Genomic DNA, 16,164 nt, shown 5'->3' on the forward strand with positions numbered 1-16,164 from the left:
GCCTCAGGCGTGCCTGGCTGCGGCAATCAGCGCCTTGAGTTCCCGCTCCGACGCGGCCGGGTCGCCGAGGTTGACCTCGATGAGGCGGCGCAGGTGGGTGATGGATTCGAGGTCGATGCTGCGGCACAGCACACCGGCGTGGCGGCCCTCCACATGCGCAAGCTCGCCGGCCATGGCGATGATGACGTCGGCGCCCTCGTCGCCGCTCGTGCTGAGGGGCAGCTTGACGAGGCAGGGCATGCCCGCCTGCGGTGCAGAGCCGGTAGGCAGCTGCAGCAGCACGCCCTTCAGCGAGATGTCGACGACCTGGCAGCGCAGCAGCGCCTGCGTGGTGATCAGCTCGGCGCCGGCGGCAAAGGCGACACGGGCGAATTGGCGGCGTTCGGTGCTGATGATGGTCTCCCGGTGGCGACCGAGGTCGGGTTCTTCGATCCTAGACGAAAGGTTCCAGCGTGCCCGCGCCGCTGAACACGGTGCTGTGGTCCACCGCCTCCTGCAGCCGCTCGGGCGCCAGCGCGGCCAGGCCCATGGCCTCCAGCATGAACCAGGCGGCACGCAGGTAGGCGACGATCTCGTCACGCGTGGCGTCGGTCTGCGTGGGTTCCTCGTCCCACATGCGGGCCGGTGCCTCGCGCGGCGCGACGACGGCCGGCCGGTGTGCGCGTGCGATGCGGGCCAGCAGCTCGCGCGTGTCCACCGTTGCGCTGGGCGCGTCGATGAGGCGCACGAGGTCCCCCAGCTGCTGCTCCGCCGCGGCGGCCAGCAGGTGCGCGGCCTGGTCGGCCCCGCCCGCCAGGTAGAGGCCGGCGGCGAGGTCGACGTATTCGAGGGCGGCCGACAGCCGCTGCAGGTCGGGGTTGGACGACATGGGCGGGGAGTCTAGGTCGTGTCAATGGGCAACGACAGGCCAAAGTTCACACTGCTTTGTTTATGCTGGGCCGTTCAAGGTATCTCCCAAGGAATCGCGATGATCGACCGCCGCCAGCACCTACAACACCTCGCCGCCCTGGCCGCCGCGTCCGCGCTGCCCGCCGTGGCCGCGGACGACAAGGACAGCACCTACGACGAGGACTCCATCCTCAAGGCTGCCACCGATTTCTTCGGCCAGACGACCGAGGGCCTCGCCAAGGTCATCGAGAAGGCCTTCAAGGAGCAGGGGCGTCCCAACGCCTACATCAAGGGCGAGGAGGCCGGCGCCGCCATCACCGTCGGCCTGCGCTACGGCGACGGCGAACTGATGATGAAGGGCGGTGGTGGCGGCAAGGTCTACTGGGCCGGTCCGTCCATCGGCTTCGACCTGGGCGCCAACGCGTCCAAGGTGTTTACGCTGGTCTACCACCTGCCCAACACCGGCGCCATCTACCAGCGCTTCCCGGGTGTGGACGGCAGCCTCTACTACGTCGGCGGCGCCGGCATCAACTACCAGCGCCTCAAGGGCATCACGCTGGCGCCCATCCGCCTGGGCGTGGGCCTGCGGGCCGGCGCCAGCGTGGGCTACATCCACTACCGCCGCGAGAAGAGCTACAACCCGTTCTGACGGCGCAATATCGCCCACTTCTGCGTGCCGTCAAAGCACGCAGACGGGCAGGCCGGCAATCTCACCCCTCCCCGCAACAAGGTCGGCGTCACCGCCCGGCTATCGCGGCGTAGACTGTAAATTCATCCAGTATCCGAGGCCCACCGTGAGCAGCACCACCGACCTGCCCGTGCAGGACATTTCCAGCGAAGTCCTGATCGAGAAATACGCCAAGGGCGGCGAGCAGACGCCCGACGAACTGCGCGAACGCGTGGCCCGGGCGCTGGCCGCCGCCGAGAAACCGGCCGACCGCGCGCGTTGGGCGGCCGCCTTCCTCGACGCCCAGCAGCGCGGCTTCGTGCCGGCAGGGCGCATCATGTCCGCCGCCGGCACCGAGCTGTCGGCGACGCTGATCAACTGCTTCGTGCAGCCCGTGGGCGACTCCATCGCCACGGCCGAGGACGGCGTGCCTGGCATCTACACCGCGCTGACCGAGGCCGCCGAGACCATGCGCCGTGGCGGCGGCGTCGGCTACGACTTCAGCCGCATCCGCCCGGCCGGCGCCTGGGTCGGCTCCACGCGCAGCCACGCCTCCGGTCCCATCAGCTACATGCGCGTGTTCGACCGCAGCTGCGAGACGGTGGAAAGCGCCGGCAGCCGGCGCGGCGCGCAGATGGGTGTGCTGCGCTGCGACCATCCGGACATCGAGGCCTTCATCCACGCCAAGGACGAAGGCGATCTGCGCAACTTCAACATCTCCATCGGCGTGACCGACGCCTTCATGGAAGCCGTGCAGGCGGACGGCCTCGTCGAGCTGGCGCACAAGGCCCAGCCCAGCGCCGAGCAGATCGAAGCCGGCGCCTACCAGCGCGGCGACGGCCAGTGGGTCTACCGCAAGGTCAAGGCCCGCGCGCTGTGGGATCAGGTCATGCGCTCCACCTACGACCACGCCGAACCCGGCGTGCTGTTCCTGGACCGCATCAACGCCGACAACAACCTGCACTACTGCGAGACCATCGCGGCGACCAACCCGTGCGCCGAACAGCCACTGCCGCCCTATGGCTGCTGCTGCCTCGGCTCCATCGACCTGACGCGCTTCGTGCGCGAGCCCTTCAGCGCCAAGCCGGTGTTCGACGAGGCCGGTTTTGCCGAGGTCGTGGCCGTGGCCACGCGCATGCTGGACAACGTGCTGGACGTGACACCCTGGCCGCTGCCCGCGCAGGCGCAGGAGGCCGCCAACAAGCGGCGCGTGGGCCTGGGCTTCACGGGGCTGGGCGACGCGCTGGTCATGTTGAACCTGCGCTACGACACGCAGGACGCTCGCGACATGGCCAGCCGCATCTCCGAGCTGATGCGCGACGCCGCCTACGCGGCCTCCAGCGACCTCGCCGCGGAGCGCGGCAGCTTCCCGCTGTTCAACGCCGACCTGTATCTCTCCGGCGGCAGCTTCGCCTCGCGCCTGCCGCAGGCGCTGAAGGACAAGATCCGCGCGCAGGGCCTGCGCAACTCGCACCTGCTGTCCATCGCGCCCACCGGCACCATCAGCCTGGCCTTTGCCGACAATGCGTCCAACGGCATCGAGCCGGCGTTCTCCTGGGCCTACACGCGCAAGAAGCGGCTGTCGCAGGCCGAGGGCGGTGGCTTCAAGGAGTACCAGGTCGAGGACCATGCCTGGCGGCTGTACCGCCACCTGTTCGGTGTCGACGCGCCGCTGAGCGACGCCTTCGTCACCGCGCTGGAGCTGAGCGCGGCCGACCATGCGGCCATGGTCGCGGCCGTCGCGCCCTACATCGACACGTCGATCAGCAAGACCGTCAACGTACCGGCCGACTACCCCTACGAGGACTTCCAGGATCTCTATGTGCAGGCCTGGCAATCGAAGCTGAAAGGCCTGGCCACGTACCGGCCCAACAGCGTGCTGGGCTCGGTGCTGTCGGTCACGCCCGAGGTCAAGCAGCCCGAGCCGCTGCGGGCCGAAGTGGACGGCACCAACCAGCGCCTCAAGGTCGAGCGCCTGCCACAGGCGGTCGTCGCGTCGTTGCGCTGGCCCAGCCGGCCCGACATGCCCGGCGGCAACCCGGCTTGGAGCTATCTGATCCAGCACCCGCACGGCGACTTCGCGCTGTTCATCGGCGAGCTGCCGCTGGACGGCCCGGACGGTGGCCTGTTCGGCCGCAATCTGCCGTTCGAGGTCTGGGTCAACGGTGCCGAGCAGCCACGTGGCCTGGCCGCGCTGGCCAAGACCCTGTCCACCGACCTGCGCACCAACGATGCCGCCTGGCTGCGCCTCAAGCTCGACGCGCTCGCCACGGTGGCCGAAGAGCGAGCCTTCGAGATGCCCACGCCACCCGGCGGCGAGAAGCGCCTCTTCCCCGGCGTCGTCGCCGCGACGGCCGCCGTCATCCGCTGGCGCTGCGAGCAGCTCGGCGCACTCGCCGAGGGCGGCCCGACGCCGGTCGTCGATGCGATGTTCAGCCGCAACGAGCCGCGCACCGGCGTGTCCGGCACGCTGGCCTGGGCCGTGGACGTGGACAACCCGGCGACCAACGAGCAGTTCACGCTGACGCTGAAGGAAGTCGTGCTGCCCACGCCCGAGGGCGGCAGCGTCACGCGCCCCTGCGCGATGGGCTTCTCGGGCAACTACCCCAAGGCGCTGGACGGCCTGGCGCGACTGCTGAGCCTGGACATGCGCGTCATGGACCCCGGCTGGATCGCGATGAAGCTGCGCAAGCTGCTCAACGTCGGCGAGCCGCTGGGCCACTTCATGGCGCCGGTGCCGTCTCTGAACGGAGAGCGTCGCCAACAGGTCTGGCCGTCCACCGTGGCCTACGTCGCGCGCCTCGTCATCCACCGCTACGCGATGCTGGGCATCCTCGACGAGACCGGTCAGCCGCTGACCGACATGGGCCTGCTGCAGACCCCGGCGCCCAAGCTCGCCGCGGCCGCCGGCACGCTTCAGGTCCAGGCCGGCAAGCCCTGCCCGGAATGCGGCAACGCGACGATGATCCACAAGGACGGGTGCGATTTCTGCACCGCGTGCGGCTATGTGGGGCAGTGCGGGTAGGCGGCCTCGTTACCGGCTGGTGAGGGGCTGCGGCGCGGCGGCTGCCGGCGGTATCAGCCGTCCCCTCAGCGCCGCCCATACCGTGGCGATGAACAGCCCCACGACGACGACGTTGGCCACCACGAACAGCACCGGCGCCAGTGCCGTGAACACGCGGTCGTCGCCGCGGTGGGCGAAGCGCATCGTGGCGGAGGCGATGGCCGTCACGCCGAAGGTGAAGGCCCAGTAGCCGGGCGTGAACGGCTGGCGTATCCATGGCAGCAGCCGCGCGGCGATGAGTGCCTGCACGATGGCGTAACCCAGCAGCGCGTGGGCGATGAGGTCCGGCGGGCCGGTCGTGAAGCTGGTGTAAGCGAGCAACGCGACGGCCGGCGGCGCGGGCTGGATGCCCAGCGTCGGGCGCAGCGGCGGCGGGAGTTCTTCACCTTGCAGCAACCGCGTCACGATGACCGACTCCAGCGCGAGCCACGCCAGCACACCCGCGCCGAAGAAAAGTTGCCCCAGCTCCGGCCAACCCAGCGCGCTCGCGGCCATGGCCGACACGAGGCTGGCGGCCACGGTGGGCAGGTAGAGCACCGGTGTCGTCGTGCCGACGGAGCGGCCGCCGCGCCACAGCCCGCCGTGGCGCCACACGCCGAAGGCCAGCGACGCCACGGCGCCCACGCTGCACAGCACCCACGCCAGCGGCAGCGCGTGCGGCAGCACGGCCAGACCCACCAGCATCGTCGTGACCGGTACCAACGCGACGAAGCAGCACAGGATGGGGTGCTCGATCTCCGCGCGCGCGTCGGTGCCGCTGCGCAGCCACTTCAGGCCGTACAGCACCGCCAGCAGCACCCAGACGCTGCCGGCCACGGCCATCACCGCCTCGCCGATCCAGGCCGGCAAGCCCCACAGTTGCGAGGCAGCGCGCCAGTCGGTGCCCAGGCCGCACAGGCCCAGGACCATGCTGAAGAACGAAGCGGGGACGACCCAGCGGCGTGTGCTCATCGATCCCTCCTCTTGGCGTCGTGGTTCATCGGACGGGTTGCGTGCTGATGTCCGCCGGGCCGTCGATCAGCCGCCTCAGCCACGGCCTCAGCCCGAACAGCGCCGCGCCGGTGACCAGGCTGCCCACTGCCAGCTGCGTGAACAGCGTCGTGTAGGCCGGGTTCGTCGCCAGCGCCGCACCGCCATCCACGGGCTGTGCGACAACGCCGGAGAAGTCGCCCGCGAACAGCGAGGCCAGGCCGGTGACGAGCATCCAGCTGCCCATCATGACGCCCTGGTATTGCTTGGGTGCCAGCCTTCCGATCATCGCGTAGCCGACCGGCGAGATCAGCAACTCGCCGACACTCTGCAGCACGTAGCTGAGGAACAGCCAGAAGAAGTCCGCCCGGCCCGTGGCGGGGTCGGCGAAGTGGATGCCGAGAGGCAGCGCGAGGAAGCCCAGGCCCATCAGCACGAGGGACGCCGAGAACTGCAGCGGGATGTCCACCGGCCAGCCGTGCCTGCGCCAGCGCGCGAACAGCCAGGCCAGCAGCGGCCCGCCGACGACGATGGAGAAGGCGTTGATGTTCTGCACCCATTGCGGCGCCACGGGGATGCCCCAGACGTTCATCAGCACATTGCCCACCGCGTAGAGCTGCAGGCCGCTGGGCGCCATCTGGTAGAGCGACCAGAACACCAGCGAGCCCACGGTCAGCACCAGGTAGGCCTGCATGCGCTGCTTCTCGGCCCGCACCGGATGGCGGATCGTCAGGACGACGAGAATGACGCCGATGGCGGCGCAGAAGGCCTTCATGCCGATGGCGGTGTCGCCCGGCTGCTTCAGCAGCCAGGCCAGCACGGGCACCAGGCCCGCCAGCACGGCGATGCCGACGGCGAAGCGGCCCCAGAAGGCGGTGCCTTGGTGCTGCATGAGCGGCGTGTTGCGATCGGCCAGCGTGCGCCAGAAGATCAGCGCCACGACGATGGCGCCAGCGTTGCCCAGCGTCGCGAACCAGAACAGCGAGGGGTAGTCGTCGTGGAGCTGGAAAACGCCGGACACCGTGAAGCCGATGACGAAGCCGACGTTCATGCCGGCGTAGTTCCACAGGAATGCGGCTTCGCGGCGTTCGTCCTCCGGCGCGAAGCGCTGCGTCAGCATCATGTTGATGCAGGTGACGTTCAGGCCGCTGCCGGTCAGGAACAGGGCCATGCCCCAGTACAGGCCCGCGAGGCTGCCGCCGGCCACGGTGCCGCAGCCCAGCACCTGCAGCAGCATGCCGCCGACGAACAGGTTGCGGTTGCTCAGGAAACGCCCGCCCAGGTAGCCGCCGAACAGGTGCAGCCCGTAGTTGAAGGCGGCGAACACGCCGGTGATCAGCGCGGCCTGCTCGCTCGTGAAGCCGTGGTGGCGCGTCGTGTACAGCGTCAGCGTGAACTGCAGAACGGCGAAACCCAGCGTCGCGAAGACCTGGATCAGGAAGAGCACGGCCGAGCCCTCCGGCACGTTCGCCCAATGTTGTCGAAGTGATTTCATGGGCGCGATTGTCCGGACGCGCGGGTGCCTGCCGTCTGCGTGTCATCCCGCGGGTGCCGGCGGGGTTGCCGGCACCGGCTCTCGCGTCTCAGGACGGCAGTGCGCCGCGGCCGAAGCGGGTGCGGCAGGCCTGGGCGCCGTTCACGGTTTCGAAGTCGCTGGACAGCATCAGCAGCTGCTTGCCGTCGGCGCTGGGCAGCAGCGGCGACGAATAGTTCTGGCACCAGTTCGTCGCCAGCGGGGCGTTGAGCGTGTTGACGGGCGCGGTCATCGTCGTCCACGCGCCACTGGCGTCAGCCGTGCTGCTGAGGAAGACGGTGCTGCCGTTGCCGGTCGTGTCGACGGCACCCGCGCTGTTGTTCAGGATCTGGCCGATCAGCGCGACGCGCTGCTGCGCCGGCAGCCAGACATGGGTCGGCGCGTGGCGGAACCAGTGGCCGTCGGCCGTCTTGGGCTCGAAGCCCTTGTCGCTCGGCGAGCCCCAGTCCAGGCCGTCGGCGGAGCGCTTCAGGTAGACGCGGCAGTCCAGGCCGGCCGTGCTGCAGAACTCGTAGCTGAGCAGGTAGCTGCCGTCGCCCAGGCGGCTGGTGACGGCCATGCCGGGGCGGTCGCTGGCCAGCGTGCCGGCGACGAGCAGGCGTGGCGCCGTCCACGTGACGCCATCGGCGGTGCTGGTGATCTTCAGCACCTGCGAGTGGCCGGCTTCGGTCTCGTCGGAGTACATGCAGGCGAGCTGGCCGTCCCCGGTGACGAGGAACTGCGGCTCCCAGATGCCGGTGCCGTCGCCGCCGCGCGGTTTCTGGCCCACGCCGCAGTTGGCGCCGAGGACCGTCCAGGTCTTGCCGGCGTCGCTGCTGCGGTAGATGGGGTGGCTCATCGGTTGGCCGGTCGTGTCCTGGCCGATGGAGGCGGACCACACCAGCGTGCCGGCCGGCAGCGTGCCCACGGAAGATGGCAGCTCGTAGATGGAGCCGCAGCACAGGCCCTTGGGCCAGGCGGCGTCGGTCACCGAGCCTTGGAGCGCGAAGCTCACGCCGTCGTCACGGCTGATGAAGATGCGGCCCTGGGCCACGCCGCCGTTGAAGGCGATGGCGCTGGCGATGACGGCACCGTTCTGCGACGTGTCGGCCTGGTGAGCCAGGCGGATCAGCCGCGGGTAGAAGGCTTCGGCGTCGCCGTTGAGCAGCGTGCCGGTGCGGGTGGGCGCGGGTGTCGTCGGCGTGGTGGGCGTCGTCGTCGGAGGGGGCGAACTGCCACCGCCACCACCGCAGCCGACGCAGGCGCTGATGAGCAGGATCGCCGGCAGCAGCGCGACCGAGGCGACGAGTTTTTGCCAGAGCTTCATGAGGAGGGACATTGTGTTTCGCTCCAAGAACGTTGGGATGAGTTCGCCCCGCCGCTGCGCAGCGGGCGCTGCGGCGGGTCAGTGAGGGAAGGGGGCCTAGGAGGTCAGGCTTCGCCGGAGGGCTTGCGCTGCGGCACGCCGCTGGCGATGGGCGCGCCGAACACCGGCCGGCCGTCCGCCGACCAGTTGAAGCGCTGGATGCGCATCGTGCGGCCGCTGGCGTCGCCGGCGTCCTGGTCCTTGGCGTGGTAGACCAGCCAGTCCTCGGTGCCGTCCGGCGAGCGCGTGAAGCTGTTGTGCCCGGGCGCGAAGACCTTGTCCGTCGGGCCGAACACGGGCTTCGGATGCTTGGTCCAGCTCTTCGGGTCCATCGGGTCGGCGCCTGTCAGTTCCAGCAGGCCTAGGTAGTAGACGGCGGCGGTGTGGCCGGCGGAGTAGACGACGAAGTCGCGGCCCTTGCTGCGGTCGTGCTGTTGCAGCGCCTGCGGGGCTTCGATCCAGTAGGCGTGGGCCTGCGGCTGCCAGCGGCCGTCCACCTTGTGCCAGCCGCGCTCCCAGTCGTGCTCACCGCGGACGATGCGAACGCCCGGGCCGACCGCGCGTGTCGGGCCGGACATGGGTGCGATCCACAGGCCATCGTCGGCGTACATCCAGAACAGGCGCCCGTCCTTCAGCCGCAGCACGGAGCCGTCGATGGCGTAGCGCTCATGCTCGGCATGCACGCGGCCGCGGTCGACAAACGGGCCCATCGGGTGCTCGGCCTCCAGCACGTAGTGGCGGTGGTTGGCGTCGATGCCGTCGGCCGCCGTGAAGTAGAGGTACCAGCGGCCGTCTAGGTGGTGCAGCTCCGGGGCCCAGATCATCTTGCTGCGCGGGCCGTCCGGCTCCGGTGTCCAGACCTTGCGGCGTTCGGCGTGGCGCCAGTCGCTCAGGTGGTCCGAGCTGTAGACCCACAGCCCGCCCTCGGGATCGAAGGTGGCGGTCAGGTAGTAGCGGCCCTCGTGCCAGACCACGAAGGGGTCGCCGGCCTCGACGCCTGGCAGCACGGGGTTGGTGAAGGTGGTGTCGTCCGGCGCTGTCATCGCGGCTCCTGGCGCGCCCAGGCCCAGTGCGGCGGCCAGGCCCAGCAGGCTCCGGCGGCGCAGCGCCTGGCCCGGCGTGTCGTCGTTGTTCATCGGTGTTGTCTCCTCGCCCGGCGGCTCAGCGGCCCCGGGGCGGCGCGATGCTAATCGGCTTTCTTGTTTATAACAAGTAAATCGGTTAATAATGGATGAAACCAGATTTGGAGACGACATGCGAGTGCTCGTGACCGGCGGGGCCGGCTACATCGGCAGCATCACCACGCTGCAACTGCTGGAGGCCGGGCACGAGGTGCTGGTGCTGGACAACTTCAGCAACGCCAAGCCAGCCGTGCTGGCGCGCATCGCGCAGCTGGCCGGCCGGGCGCCGGCCTTCGCCGAGGGCGACGTGCGCGACGGCGCGCTGCTGCGTCGGCTGCTTGCGGAGCAGGGCATCGAGGCCGTCATGCACTTCGCCGGGTTGAAGGCGGTGGGCGAGTCGGTCCACAAGCCGCTCGAATACTTCGACAACAACGTGCAGGGAAGCCTGAGCCTGCTGGCCGCGATGCGCGACACGGGCGTGCGCACCCTGGTGTTCAGCTCATCGGCCACCGTCTACGGCCTGGCCGAGACCATGCCGCTGCGCGAGGACGCGCCGACCGGCACGACCAACCCCTACGGTCGCAGCAAGCTGATGGTCGAGCAGGTGCTGCAGGATCTGGCCGCGGCGGACGCGAGCTGGTCGTTGTGCGCGCTGCGTTACTTCAACCCGGTGGGTGCCCACCCGAGCGGCCTGCTGGGCGAGGACCCGCAGGGCATACCGAACAACCTGATGCCCTTCATCGCCCAGGTGGCTGTGGGGCGCAGGAAGGCGCTGCAGGTGTTTGGCAACGATTACCCGACGGTGGATGGCACCGGTGTGCGCGACTACATCCATGTCGTCGACCTCGCCGCCGGCCACCTCGCCGCGCTGGGCCACGTGCATGGCCGGCCGGGCTCGCATGTCTTCAACCTCGGCACGGGCCGCGGCAACTCGGTGCTGGAGGTGTTGCGTGCCTATGAGGCGGCCTGCGGCAAGGCGTTGCCACACGAGTTCGTGCCGCGCCGCGGCGGTGACGTCGCGCAGAGCTGGGCCGACCCGGCGCAGGCGGAATCGACGCTGAACTGGCGCGCGACGCTGGGCCTGGACGCGATGTGCGCCGACAGCTGGCGCTGGCAGTCGACCAACCCGAACGGTTACGACTGAGGTGCTGCCCTCACACCGCGCCGCGAGGAAAATCGAAGGTGACCCGCATGACGATGTCCTGCGGGTAGTTGCCGAACTTGCGGCCGAACAGGTTCATGCCGCCGCGGTTGCGGGCGTCTTCCTTGATGCCCAGTCGCACCTTGATGTGGTTGGTCTGCGGCAGCGTCAACTCGTCGATCTGCACGCCGCTCAGCTCCACGCCGTCGATCATCGACCCCTTGGGGCCGACGCTCCATTGCTTCAGCAGCCCGTGCGTGGTGCGGTCGGTCTGCCACCACGGCGGCATCAGCAGCGAGGCCTTGCCGCCATAGTCGCCGGGGCTGGTCCAGGTGCCGATCTCGATGTCGTTGATCCACAGCGTGATGTCCGACGGCCAGTCCTCGTTGAACTGCGGCGCCTCGGAGCAGATCTCCATCGACAGCTCCAGGTGCGAGGGCACCGCGCCGTAGGGCAGGTTGTTCGGGAAGGCGTACTCCACGTAGCCATCGCCGCCGAACCACAGCAGTTGTGCGTAGACGTGCTCGGGCTCGAAGAACGAGCGTGGCTCGTCCAGCATGCCGATGATCTTGGTCTCGCTGACGAGGCCGCAGGTCGGCTTGGCCTCCACATGCCGATAGCTGCCGATGGGCATGCTGATGGACATGACGTTGGGCTTGCTCTCCACCGCCGCGCCGGGCAGGCGCAGCCGCACCTCGTCGTAGCGCTTGGAGCACAGCTTCTGCTGGCCGCGCGTGCCGGGCTCCACTTCCACGGAGACCAGCCCCACCGCCTGCAGCTGGTTGATGTTGAAGCTGACCGTGGAGTGCGGCAGGTTCATCGCCGACGCGAGCTCCGACACGTTCAGCACCTGGTTGGTCAGCATGCCCAGCATCGCCTGGCGGGTGTCAGACGCCAGCGCCTTGGCCACGGCCAATGCCGCGTCGCCCTCGACCATCAAGATTCGGCTGCCCGAGACCTCCATCGACCCTCTCCCACCTTTGGACCCAAAGAAGTTGCGAGTTTATGCGGTCGAAATTTCCCGGCGCAGCGGCGCTTTCCCTGGGAATTCGAACGGCTCTTAGGGTAAAGACTGATCGTTACTAACAAATAAAATGGCGATAATGCATCGCATGAGTTCCACCGATTCCAGCGAGCACGTCCACCGCCGCCGCAACCCGCTGACGGGCCGGCACGTGATCGTGTCGCCCCACCGCACGCAGCGCCCCTGGCAGGGCGCGCAGGAGGCCGTCGACGACGCGCCGCTGCCCGCCCACGACCCGAGCTGCTACCTGTGCGCCGGCAACGTGCGCGCCAATGGCCAGCACAACCCCGACTACCGCACCACGTTCGCGTTCGACAACGACTTCGCCGCGCTGCAGCCGCAGGCCGCCGCCGTGCCGGCCCAGGCCGAAGGCAGCCTGCTCCAGCCCGAGCCGCTGGCCGGCGAATGCCGCGTGCTGTGCTTCTCGCCAGACCACGGCAAGACGCTGCCCGAGCTGGACCCGGTCGCGTTGCGCGCCGTCGTGCAGGCGTGGATGGACCAGTCCGCGCAGGTCGGCCTGCGCCGCCGCTGGGTGCAGGTGTTCGAGAACAAGGGCGCGGCCATGGGCTGCTCCAACCCGCACCCGCACGGCCAGGTCTGGGGGCTGGATTCGCTGCCCGACGAAGCCCTGGTGGAAGACGCCCACCAGCGCGACTACCTCGCGCAGCACGGCGAGCCGCTGCTGGTGCGCTATGCCCGCGACGAGCAGGCCGCGGGCGAGCGCGTCGTCGTCGAGACCGAGCACTGGCTGGCCGTCGTGCCCTACTGGGCGGCCTGGCCGTTCGAGACGCTGCTGCTGCCCAAGGCCCACACGCTGCGGCTGGACGCGCTCAAGCCCCGGCAGGCCGACGACCTCGCCGACGCCGTGCGCCGCCTGACGACGCGCTACGACAACCTGTTCCGCTGCTCGTTCCCGTACTCGATGGGCTGGCACGGCGCGCCGCACGAGGCCGGCCGCGCGGACGACGCGACGTTGAAGCACTGGCAGCTGCACGCGCACTTCTACCCGCCGCTGCTGCGCTCGGCCACGGTGCGCAAGTTCATGGTCGGGTTCGAGATGCTGGGTGAGGCCCAGCGCGACCTGACGCCCGAGGCCGCCGCGCAGCGCCTGCGCGATGTCAGCGACACCACGCACTACCGACGAGCGAGGGCGGCATGACCTCAACGCCTCAGACAACGCCGCGCGAGCGCGCGGCGCGGGGATTCCTGCGCGCCTTCGGCACGGAGGCGCAGCGCCTGAGCCGGGCGCCGGCCCGCGTCAACCTCATCGGCGAGCACACCGACTACAACGAGGGCTTCGCCATGCCCTGCGCCATCGACCGCGACACGGTCGTGGCCGCGGCGCCGCGGGATGACGACGTCGTCGAAGTGCTGGCCTGCGACATCGGCGAATCACTGGGCCGCTTCCGCGTCGGCGACGCGGCCGACGTGAGCGGCAGCCCGCAGTGGCTGCGCTACGTGCAAGGCATGGTGGCCGTGCTGAAGGCGCAGGGCCTCGCCGTCGGCGGCGCGCAGCTGGCCATCGCCGGCAACGTGCCGCAGGGCGCAGGCCTCAGCTCGTCGGCCTCGCTGGAGATGGCCGTCGGCCAGGCGCTGGCCGCGCTGAACGGCTGGCAGCTGGCACCGAAGGCGATGGCGCTGGCTGGCCAGAAGGCCGAGAACGTCTACGCCGGCTGCCAGTGCGGCGTGCTGGACCAGATGAGCTCCGCGCTGGGCGTCGACGGCCATGCGCTGCTGCTGGACTGCCGCAGCCTGGACGTGCAGCCCATCCCGCTGCCCGAAGGCACGGCGGTGCTGGTCATCGACTCCAAGATCCAGCGCGGGCTGGTGGACAGCGAATACAACCTGCGTCGCCAGCAGTGCGAGGCCGCCGCGGCGGGCCTGGGCGTGAAGGCGCTGCGCGACGTGGACGACGCGCTGTGGTCGCGCCGCGGCGGCGAGCTGGATCTGGTCGTGCGCCGCCGCGCGCGCCACATCATCTCGGACAGCCGGCGCTGCGAGCTGATGGCCGTGGCGATGGCGCGCGGCGACCTGCGCGAGATGGGGCGGCTGATGCGCGAGTCGCACTGGTCCATGCGCGACGATTTCGAGATCACCGTACCGGCCATCGACGCGCTGGCTGCGCGGGTGCAGGACGTCATCGGCGACGCCGGCGGCGCGCGCATGACGGGTGGCGGCTTCGGCGGCTGCGTCATCGCACTGGCGCCGGTGGGCCTGGTCGACGAGGTCCGCTCCGCGGTGGCGATGGACTACCGCTCTCCGGATGGCCGCGAGGCCGAGGTCCACGTCTGCGCCGCATCGGGCGGCGCCGGGGTGCTGGCATGACGGTGCTGGACCAGTTCACGCTGCGGGCCGATGGCCTGAGCATCGCCGTGACGAACGCCGGCGCCGCCTGGACGTCGTGCCGCGTGCCGGTGCGTGGCAGCGCCCGCGAGGTGCTGCTGGGCTACCGGACGCCGGCCGACGGCCTGACCCAGCCCGGCTACCTCGGCGCCGTCGTCGGCCGCTATGCCAACCGCATCGCCGGCGCGGCCTTCGAGCTGGACGGCCGCCGCTTTGCGCTGCCGGCCAACGAGGGCGAACATCAGCTGCATGGCGGTGCGGGCGGATTCCATCGCAAGCTGTGGGACGTCGTCGCGCACACCGACGACGTGCTGCAGCTCGCGCTGGTGTCGCCGGACGGCGACCAGGGCTTCCCGGGCGAGCTGAGCGTGCGCGCCACCTACCGCGTCGAGCCGCCGCTGACGGTCACCGTCGCGCTGGAGGCCACGACCACCGCGCCGACGCTGTGCAACCTCAGCAGCCACGCCTACTTCAACCTCGACGGCGGTGGCGACATCACCGGCCACCGCCTGCAGATCGAGGCCGACCGCTACCTGCCGGTGCGTGCCGACCTGATCCCCACCGGCGAGCAGGCCCCGGTGGCCGACACGCCGTTCGACTTCCGCACGCCGCGCGTGATCGGCCACGCGCTGGCTGACCTGGCCGAGACCGGTGCCATGCCGGCGGGCCACGACCACTGCTGGCTGGCCGGCGCTGCGACGCTGTGGTCCGGCGACGGCGCGCTTGCCATGGAGCTGCACAGCGCCCAGCCGGGTCTGCAGTTCTACGCCGGCGAGTTCCTGCCTCGCACGCCGGGGCGCGACGGCCGCGGCTACGCGAAGCATGCCGGCCTGGCGCTGGAGCCGCAGGCCCTGCCCGACAGCCCCCACCACCCCGAGTGGCCGCAGCGCGATGCCGTGCTGCGCCCCGGCCAGACCTACCGCCACCAGATCACCTACCGTTTCCTCCCGACCTGACATGAGCCAATCCACCTCCACCCCCGCTCGCTGGACGCCTGAACAGGCCCACGCCTGGTTCAAGGCCCAGCCCTGGGCGCTGGGCGCCAACTTCGTGCCCGCGTCCGCCATCAACCAGCTGGCCATGTGGCAGGCCGACACCTTCGACGCCGAGCGCATCGACCTCGAACTCGGCTGGGCCAAGGATCTCGGCATGAACACGATGCGCGTGTTCCTGCACGACCTGCTGTGGGCGCAGGACGCCGCCGGCTTCAAGCAGCGCATCGGCCAGTACCTGGACATCGCCGAGCGCCACGGCATCGCCACCATGTTCGTGCTGTTCGACTCCTGCTGGGACCCGGAGCCCAAGCTCGGCGCCCAGCGCGAGCCCATCCCCGGCGTGCACAACTCCGGCTGGGTGCAAAGCCCGTCGGCCGCGCAGCTGGCCGACCGCGGCACGTGGCCCCAGCTCCGCGCCTACGTCGAGGACATCGTCAAGACCTTCGCCCAGGACCAGCGCATCAGCTACTGGGACATCTGGAACGAGCCCGACAACCAGGGCGGCGGCATGGGCTACTACCAGCCGCGCGAGGCCAAGGACAAGGTCGCGCTGGTGGCCGAGCTGATCCCGCAGGCCTTCGCGTGGGCGCGTGCGCAGAACCCCATCCAGCCGCTGACCAGCGGCCTCTGGCTGGGCGACAACTGGGCACCGGACTCGCCCGAGCTGAACGCCGTGCAGAAGGCGCAGCTGGAGTGCTCCGACGTCGTCAGCTTCCACGACTACAACTGGCCCGAGAAGTTCGAGAGCCGCATCCGCCAGCTGCAGCAGTACGGCCGCCCGCTGATCTGCACCGAGTACATGGCGCGCAGCCTCGGCTCCACGTTCGACATCGCGCTGCCCATCGCCGCGCGCGAGGACGTCGGTATGCTGAACTGGGGCTTCGTCGACGGCAAGAGCCAGACCAAGATGCCGTGGGACTCCTGGCTGCGCCCGTACACCATCCATCCGCCGCTGGTGTGGTTCCACGACGTGCTGCACACCGACGGCAAGCCCTACCGCGAACGCGAGGCAGAGCTGCTGCGGCAGTATGGTTCGCGTCAGCGCTGACCCAATCCCGTGAGATGAGCAGAGG

General features: G+C 70.0%; 14 protein-coding genes. 7 read left to right on the top strand and 7 right to left on the bottom strand.

Annotation, left to right across the window (positions count from 1 at the left end):
* Positions 1 to 3: 3 nt before the first annotated feature.
* Complete coding sequence (locus ACG04R_RS15680; protein ID WP_394412695.1) at positions 4 to 432, bottom strand: PilZ domain-containing protein; 429 nt, start codon at positions 430 to 432, stop codon at positions 4 to 6.
* Between the two features lies 1 nt (position 433).
* Positions 434 to 868: a hypothetical protein gene (locus tag ACG04R_RS15685; protein WP_394412360.1), complete on the bottom strand. Its 435-nt coding sequence runs from the start codon at positions 866 to 868 to the stop codon at positions 434 to 436.
* 99 nt (positions 869 to 967) lie between these two features.
* Here ACG04R_RS15685 and ACG04R_RS15690 point away from each other — a divergent pair, with 99 nt between their 5' ends.
* A complete protein-coding gene (locus ACG04R_RS15690) occupies positions 968 to 1,537 on the top strand; it encodes a DUF1134 domain-containing protein (RefSeq protein WP_394412363.1) in 570 nt (189 codons plus the stop codon).
* Positions 1,538 to 1,682: 145 nt separating this feature from the next.
* A complete protein-coding gene (locus ACG04R_RS15695) occupies positions 1,683 to 4,580 on the top strand; it encodes an adenosylcobalamin-dependent ribonucleoside-diphosphate reductase (RefSeq protein ID WP_394412366.1) in 2,898 nt (965 codons plus the stop codon).
* A gap of 9 nt (positions 4,581 to 4,589) precedes the next feature.
* On the opposite strand, the gene tehA is transcribed toward ACG04R_RS15695, so the two are convergent.
* The 4 genes from tehA to ACG04R_RS15715 form a co-directional block, all read right to left on the bottom strand.
* Complete coding sequence (gene tehA / locus ACG04R_RS15700) at positions 4,590 to 5,570, bottom strand: dicarboxylate transporter/tellurite-resistance protein TehA (RefSeq protein WP_394412369.1); 981 nt, start codon at positions 5,568 to 5,570, stop codon at positions 4,590 to 4,592.
* A gap of 25 nt (positions 5,571 to 5,595) precedes the next feature.
* Positions 5,596 to 7,083, bottom strand: coding sequence for a peptide MFS transporter (locus tag ACG04R_RS15705; RefSeq protein ID WP_394412373.1), 1,488 nt, complete (start codon positions 7,081 to 7,083; stop codon positions 5,596 to 5,598).
* Positions 7,084 to 7,171: 88 nt separating this feature from the next.
* Positions 7,172 to 8,428, bottom strand: coding sequence for a sialidase family protein (locus ACG04R_RS15710; RefSeq protein WP_394412376.1), 1,257 nt, complete (start codon positions 8,426 to 8,428; stop codon positions 7,172 to 7,174).
* A 104-nt stretch (positions 8,429 to 8,532) separates the two neighbouring features.
* Complete coding sequence (locus ACG04R_RS15715; protein WP_394412379.1) at positions 8,533 to 9,603, bottom strand: glycoside hydrolase family 43 protein; 1,071 nt, start codon at positions 9,601 to 9,603, stop codon at positions 8,533 to 8,535.
* Positions 9,604 to 9,721: 118 nt separating this feature from the next.
* Between ACG04R_RS15715 and galE the strand changes: the two genes are divergently transcribed.
* Positions 9,722 to 10,732 (top strand): UDP-glucose 4-epimerase GalE, encoded by a 1,011-nt coding sequence (gene galE / locus ACG04R_RS15720; protein WP_394412381.1) that lies wholly within the window; start codon positions 9,722 to 9,724, stop codon positions 10,730 to 10,732.
* A 10-nt stretch (positions 10,733 to 10,742) separates the two neighbouring features.
* Here galE and ACG04R_RS15725 read toward each other — a convergent pair whose 3' ends face one another.
* Positions 10,743 to 11,666 (bottom strand): ArsR/SmtB family transcription factor, encoded by a 924-nt coding sequence (locus ACG04R_RS15725; RefSeq protein ID WP_394412384.1) that lies wholly within the window; start codon positions 11,664 to 11,666, stop codon positions 10,743 to 10,745.
* Positions 11,667 to 11,841: 175 nt separating this feature from the next.
* Here ACG04R_RS15725 and ACG04R_RS15730 point away from each other — a divergent pair, with 175 nt between their 5' ends.
* Genes ACG04R_RS15730 through ACG04R_RS15745 form a run of 4 tightly spaced genes read left to right on the top strand, consistent with a single transcriptional unit; the run spans position 11,842 to position 16,139 of the window.
* A complete protein-coding gene (locus tag ACG04R_RS15730; protein ID WP_394412387.1) occupies positions 11,842 to 12,912 on the top strand; it encodes a UDP-glucose--hexose-1-phosphate uridylyltransferase in 1,071 nt (356 codons plus the stop codon).
* Positions 12,909 to 14,078, top strand: a complete 1,170-nt coding sequence (gene galK / locus ACG04R_RS15735) for a galactokinase (protein ID WP_394412391.1) — start codon at positions 12,909 to 12,911, stop codon at positions 14,076 to 14,078. Before ACG04R_RS15730 ends, galK begins: the two co-directional genes overlap by 4 nt.
* Complete coding sequence (locus ACG04R_RS15740; protein ID WP_394412396.1) at positions 14,075 to 15,052, top strand: aldose epimerase family protein; 978 nt, start codon at positions 14,075 to 14,077, stop codon at positions 15,050 to 15,052. Before galK ends, ACG04R_RS15740 begins: the two co-directional genes overlap by 4 nt.
* A 1-nt stretch (position 15,053) precedes the next feature.
* The gene (locus ACG04R_RS15745; RefSeq protein WP_394412399.1) at positions 15,054 to 16,139 is read left to right on the top strand and encodes a glycoside hydrolase 5 family protein; all 1,086 of its coding nucleotides are present in this window, start codon (positions 15,054 to 15,056) and stop codon (positions 16,137 to 16,139) included.
* The last annotated feature ends 25 nt before the right edge of the window (positions 16,140 to 16,164 follow it).

Origin of the sequence: Pelomonas candidula, assembly GCF_043555985.1 — a bacterium.
GTDB classification, from domain to species: domain Bacteria; phylum Pseudomonadota; class Gammaproteobacteria; order Burkholderiales; family Burkholderiaceae_C; genus Pelomonas; species Pelomonas candidula.

Coding starts and splice junctions, on each gene's coding strand:
- ACG04R_RS15685 (WP_394412360.1), bottom strand. CDS start 868: ATGTCGTCCAACCCCGACCTGCAGCGGCTGTCGGCCGCCCTCGAATAC.
- ACG04R_RS15690 (WP_394412363.1), top strand. CDS start 968: ATGATCGACCGCCGCCAGCACCTACAACACCTCGCCGCCCTGGCCGCC.
- tehA (WP_394412369.1), bottom strand. CDS start 5,570: ATGAGCACACGCCGCTGGGTCGTCCCCGCTTCGTTCTTCAGCATGGTC.
- ACG04R_RS15705 (WP_394412373.1), bottom strand. CDS start 7,083: ATGAAATCACTTCGACAACATTGGGCGAACGTGCCGGAGGGCTCGGCC.
- ACG04R_RS15710 (WP_394412376.1), bottom strand. CDS start 8,428: ATGAAGCTCTGGCAAAAACTCGTCGCCTCGGTCGCGCTGCTGCCGGCG.
- ACG04R_RS15715 (WP_394412379.1), bottom strand. CDS start 9,603: ATGAACAACGACGACACGCCGGGCCAGGCGCTGCGCCGCCGGAGCCTG.
- galE (WP_394412381.1), top strand. CDS start 9,722: ATGCGAGTGCTCGTGACCGGCGGGGCCGGCTACATCGGCAGCATCACC.
- ACG04R_RS15725 (WP_394412384.1), bottom strand. CDS start 11,666: ATGGTCGAGGGCGACGCGGCATTGGCCGTGGCCAAGGCGCTGGCGTCT.
- ACG04R_RS15730 (WP_394412387.1), top strand. CDS start 11,842: ATGAGTTCCACCGATTCCAGCGAGCACGTCCACCGCCGCCGCAACCCG.
- galK (WP_394412391.1), top strand. CDS start 12,909: ATGACCTCAACGCCTCAGACAACGCCGCGCGAGCGCGCGGCGCGGGGA.
- ACG04R_RS15740 (WP_394412396.1), top strand. CDS start 14,075: ATGACGGTGCTGGACCAGTTCACGCTGCGGGCCGATGGCCTGAGCATC.
- ACG04R_RS15745 (WP_394412399.1), top strand. CDS start 15,054: ATGAGCCAATCCACCTCCACCCCCGCTCGCTGGACGCCTGAACAGGCC.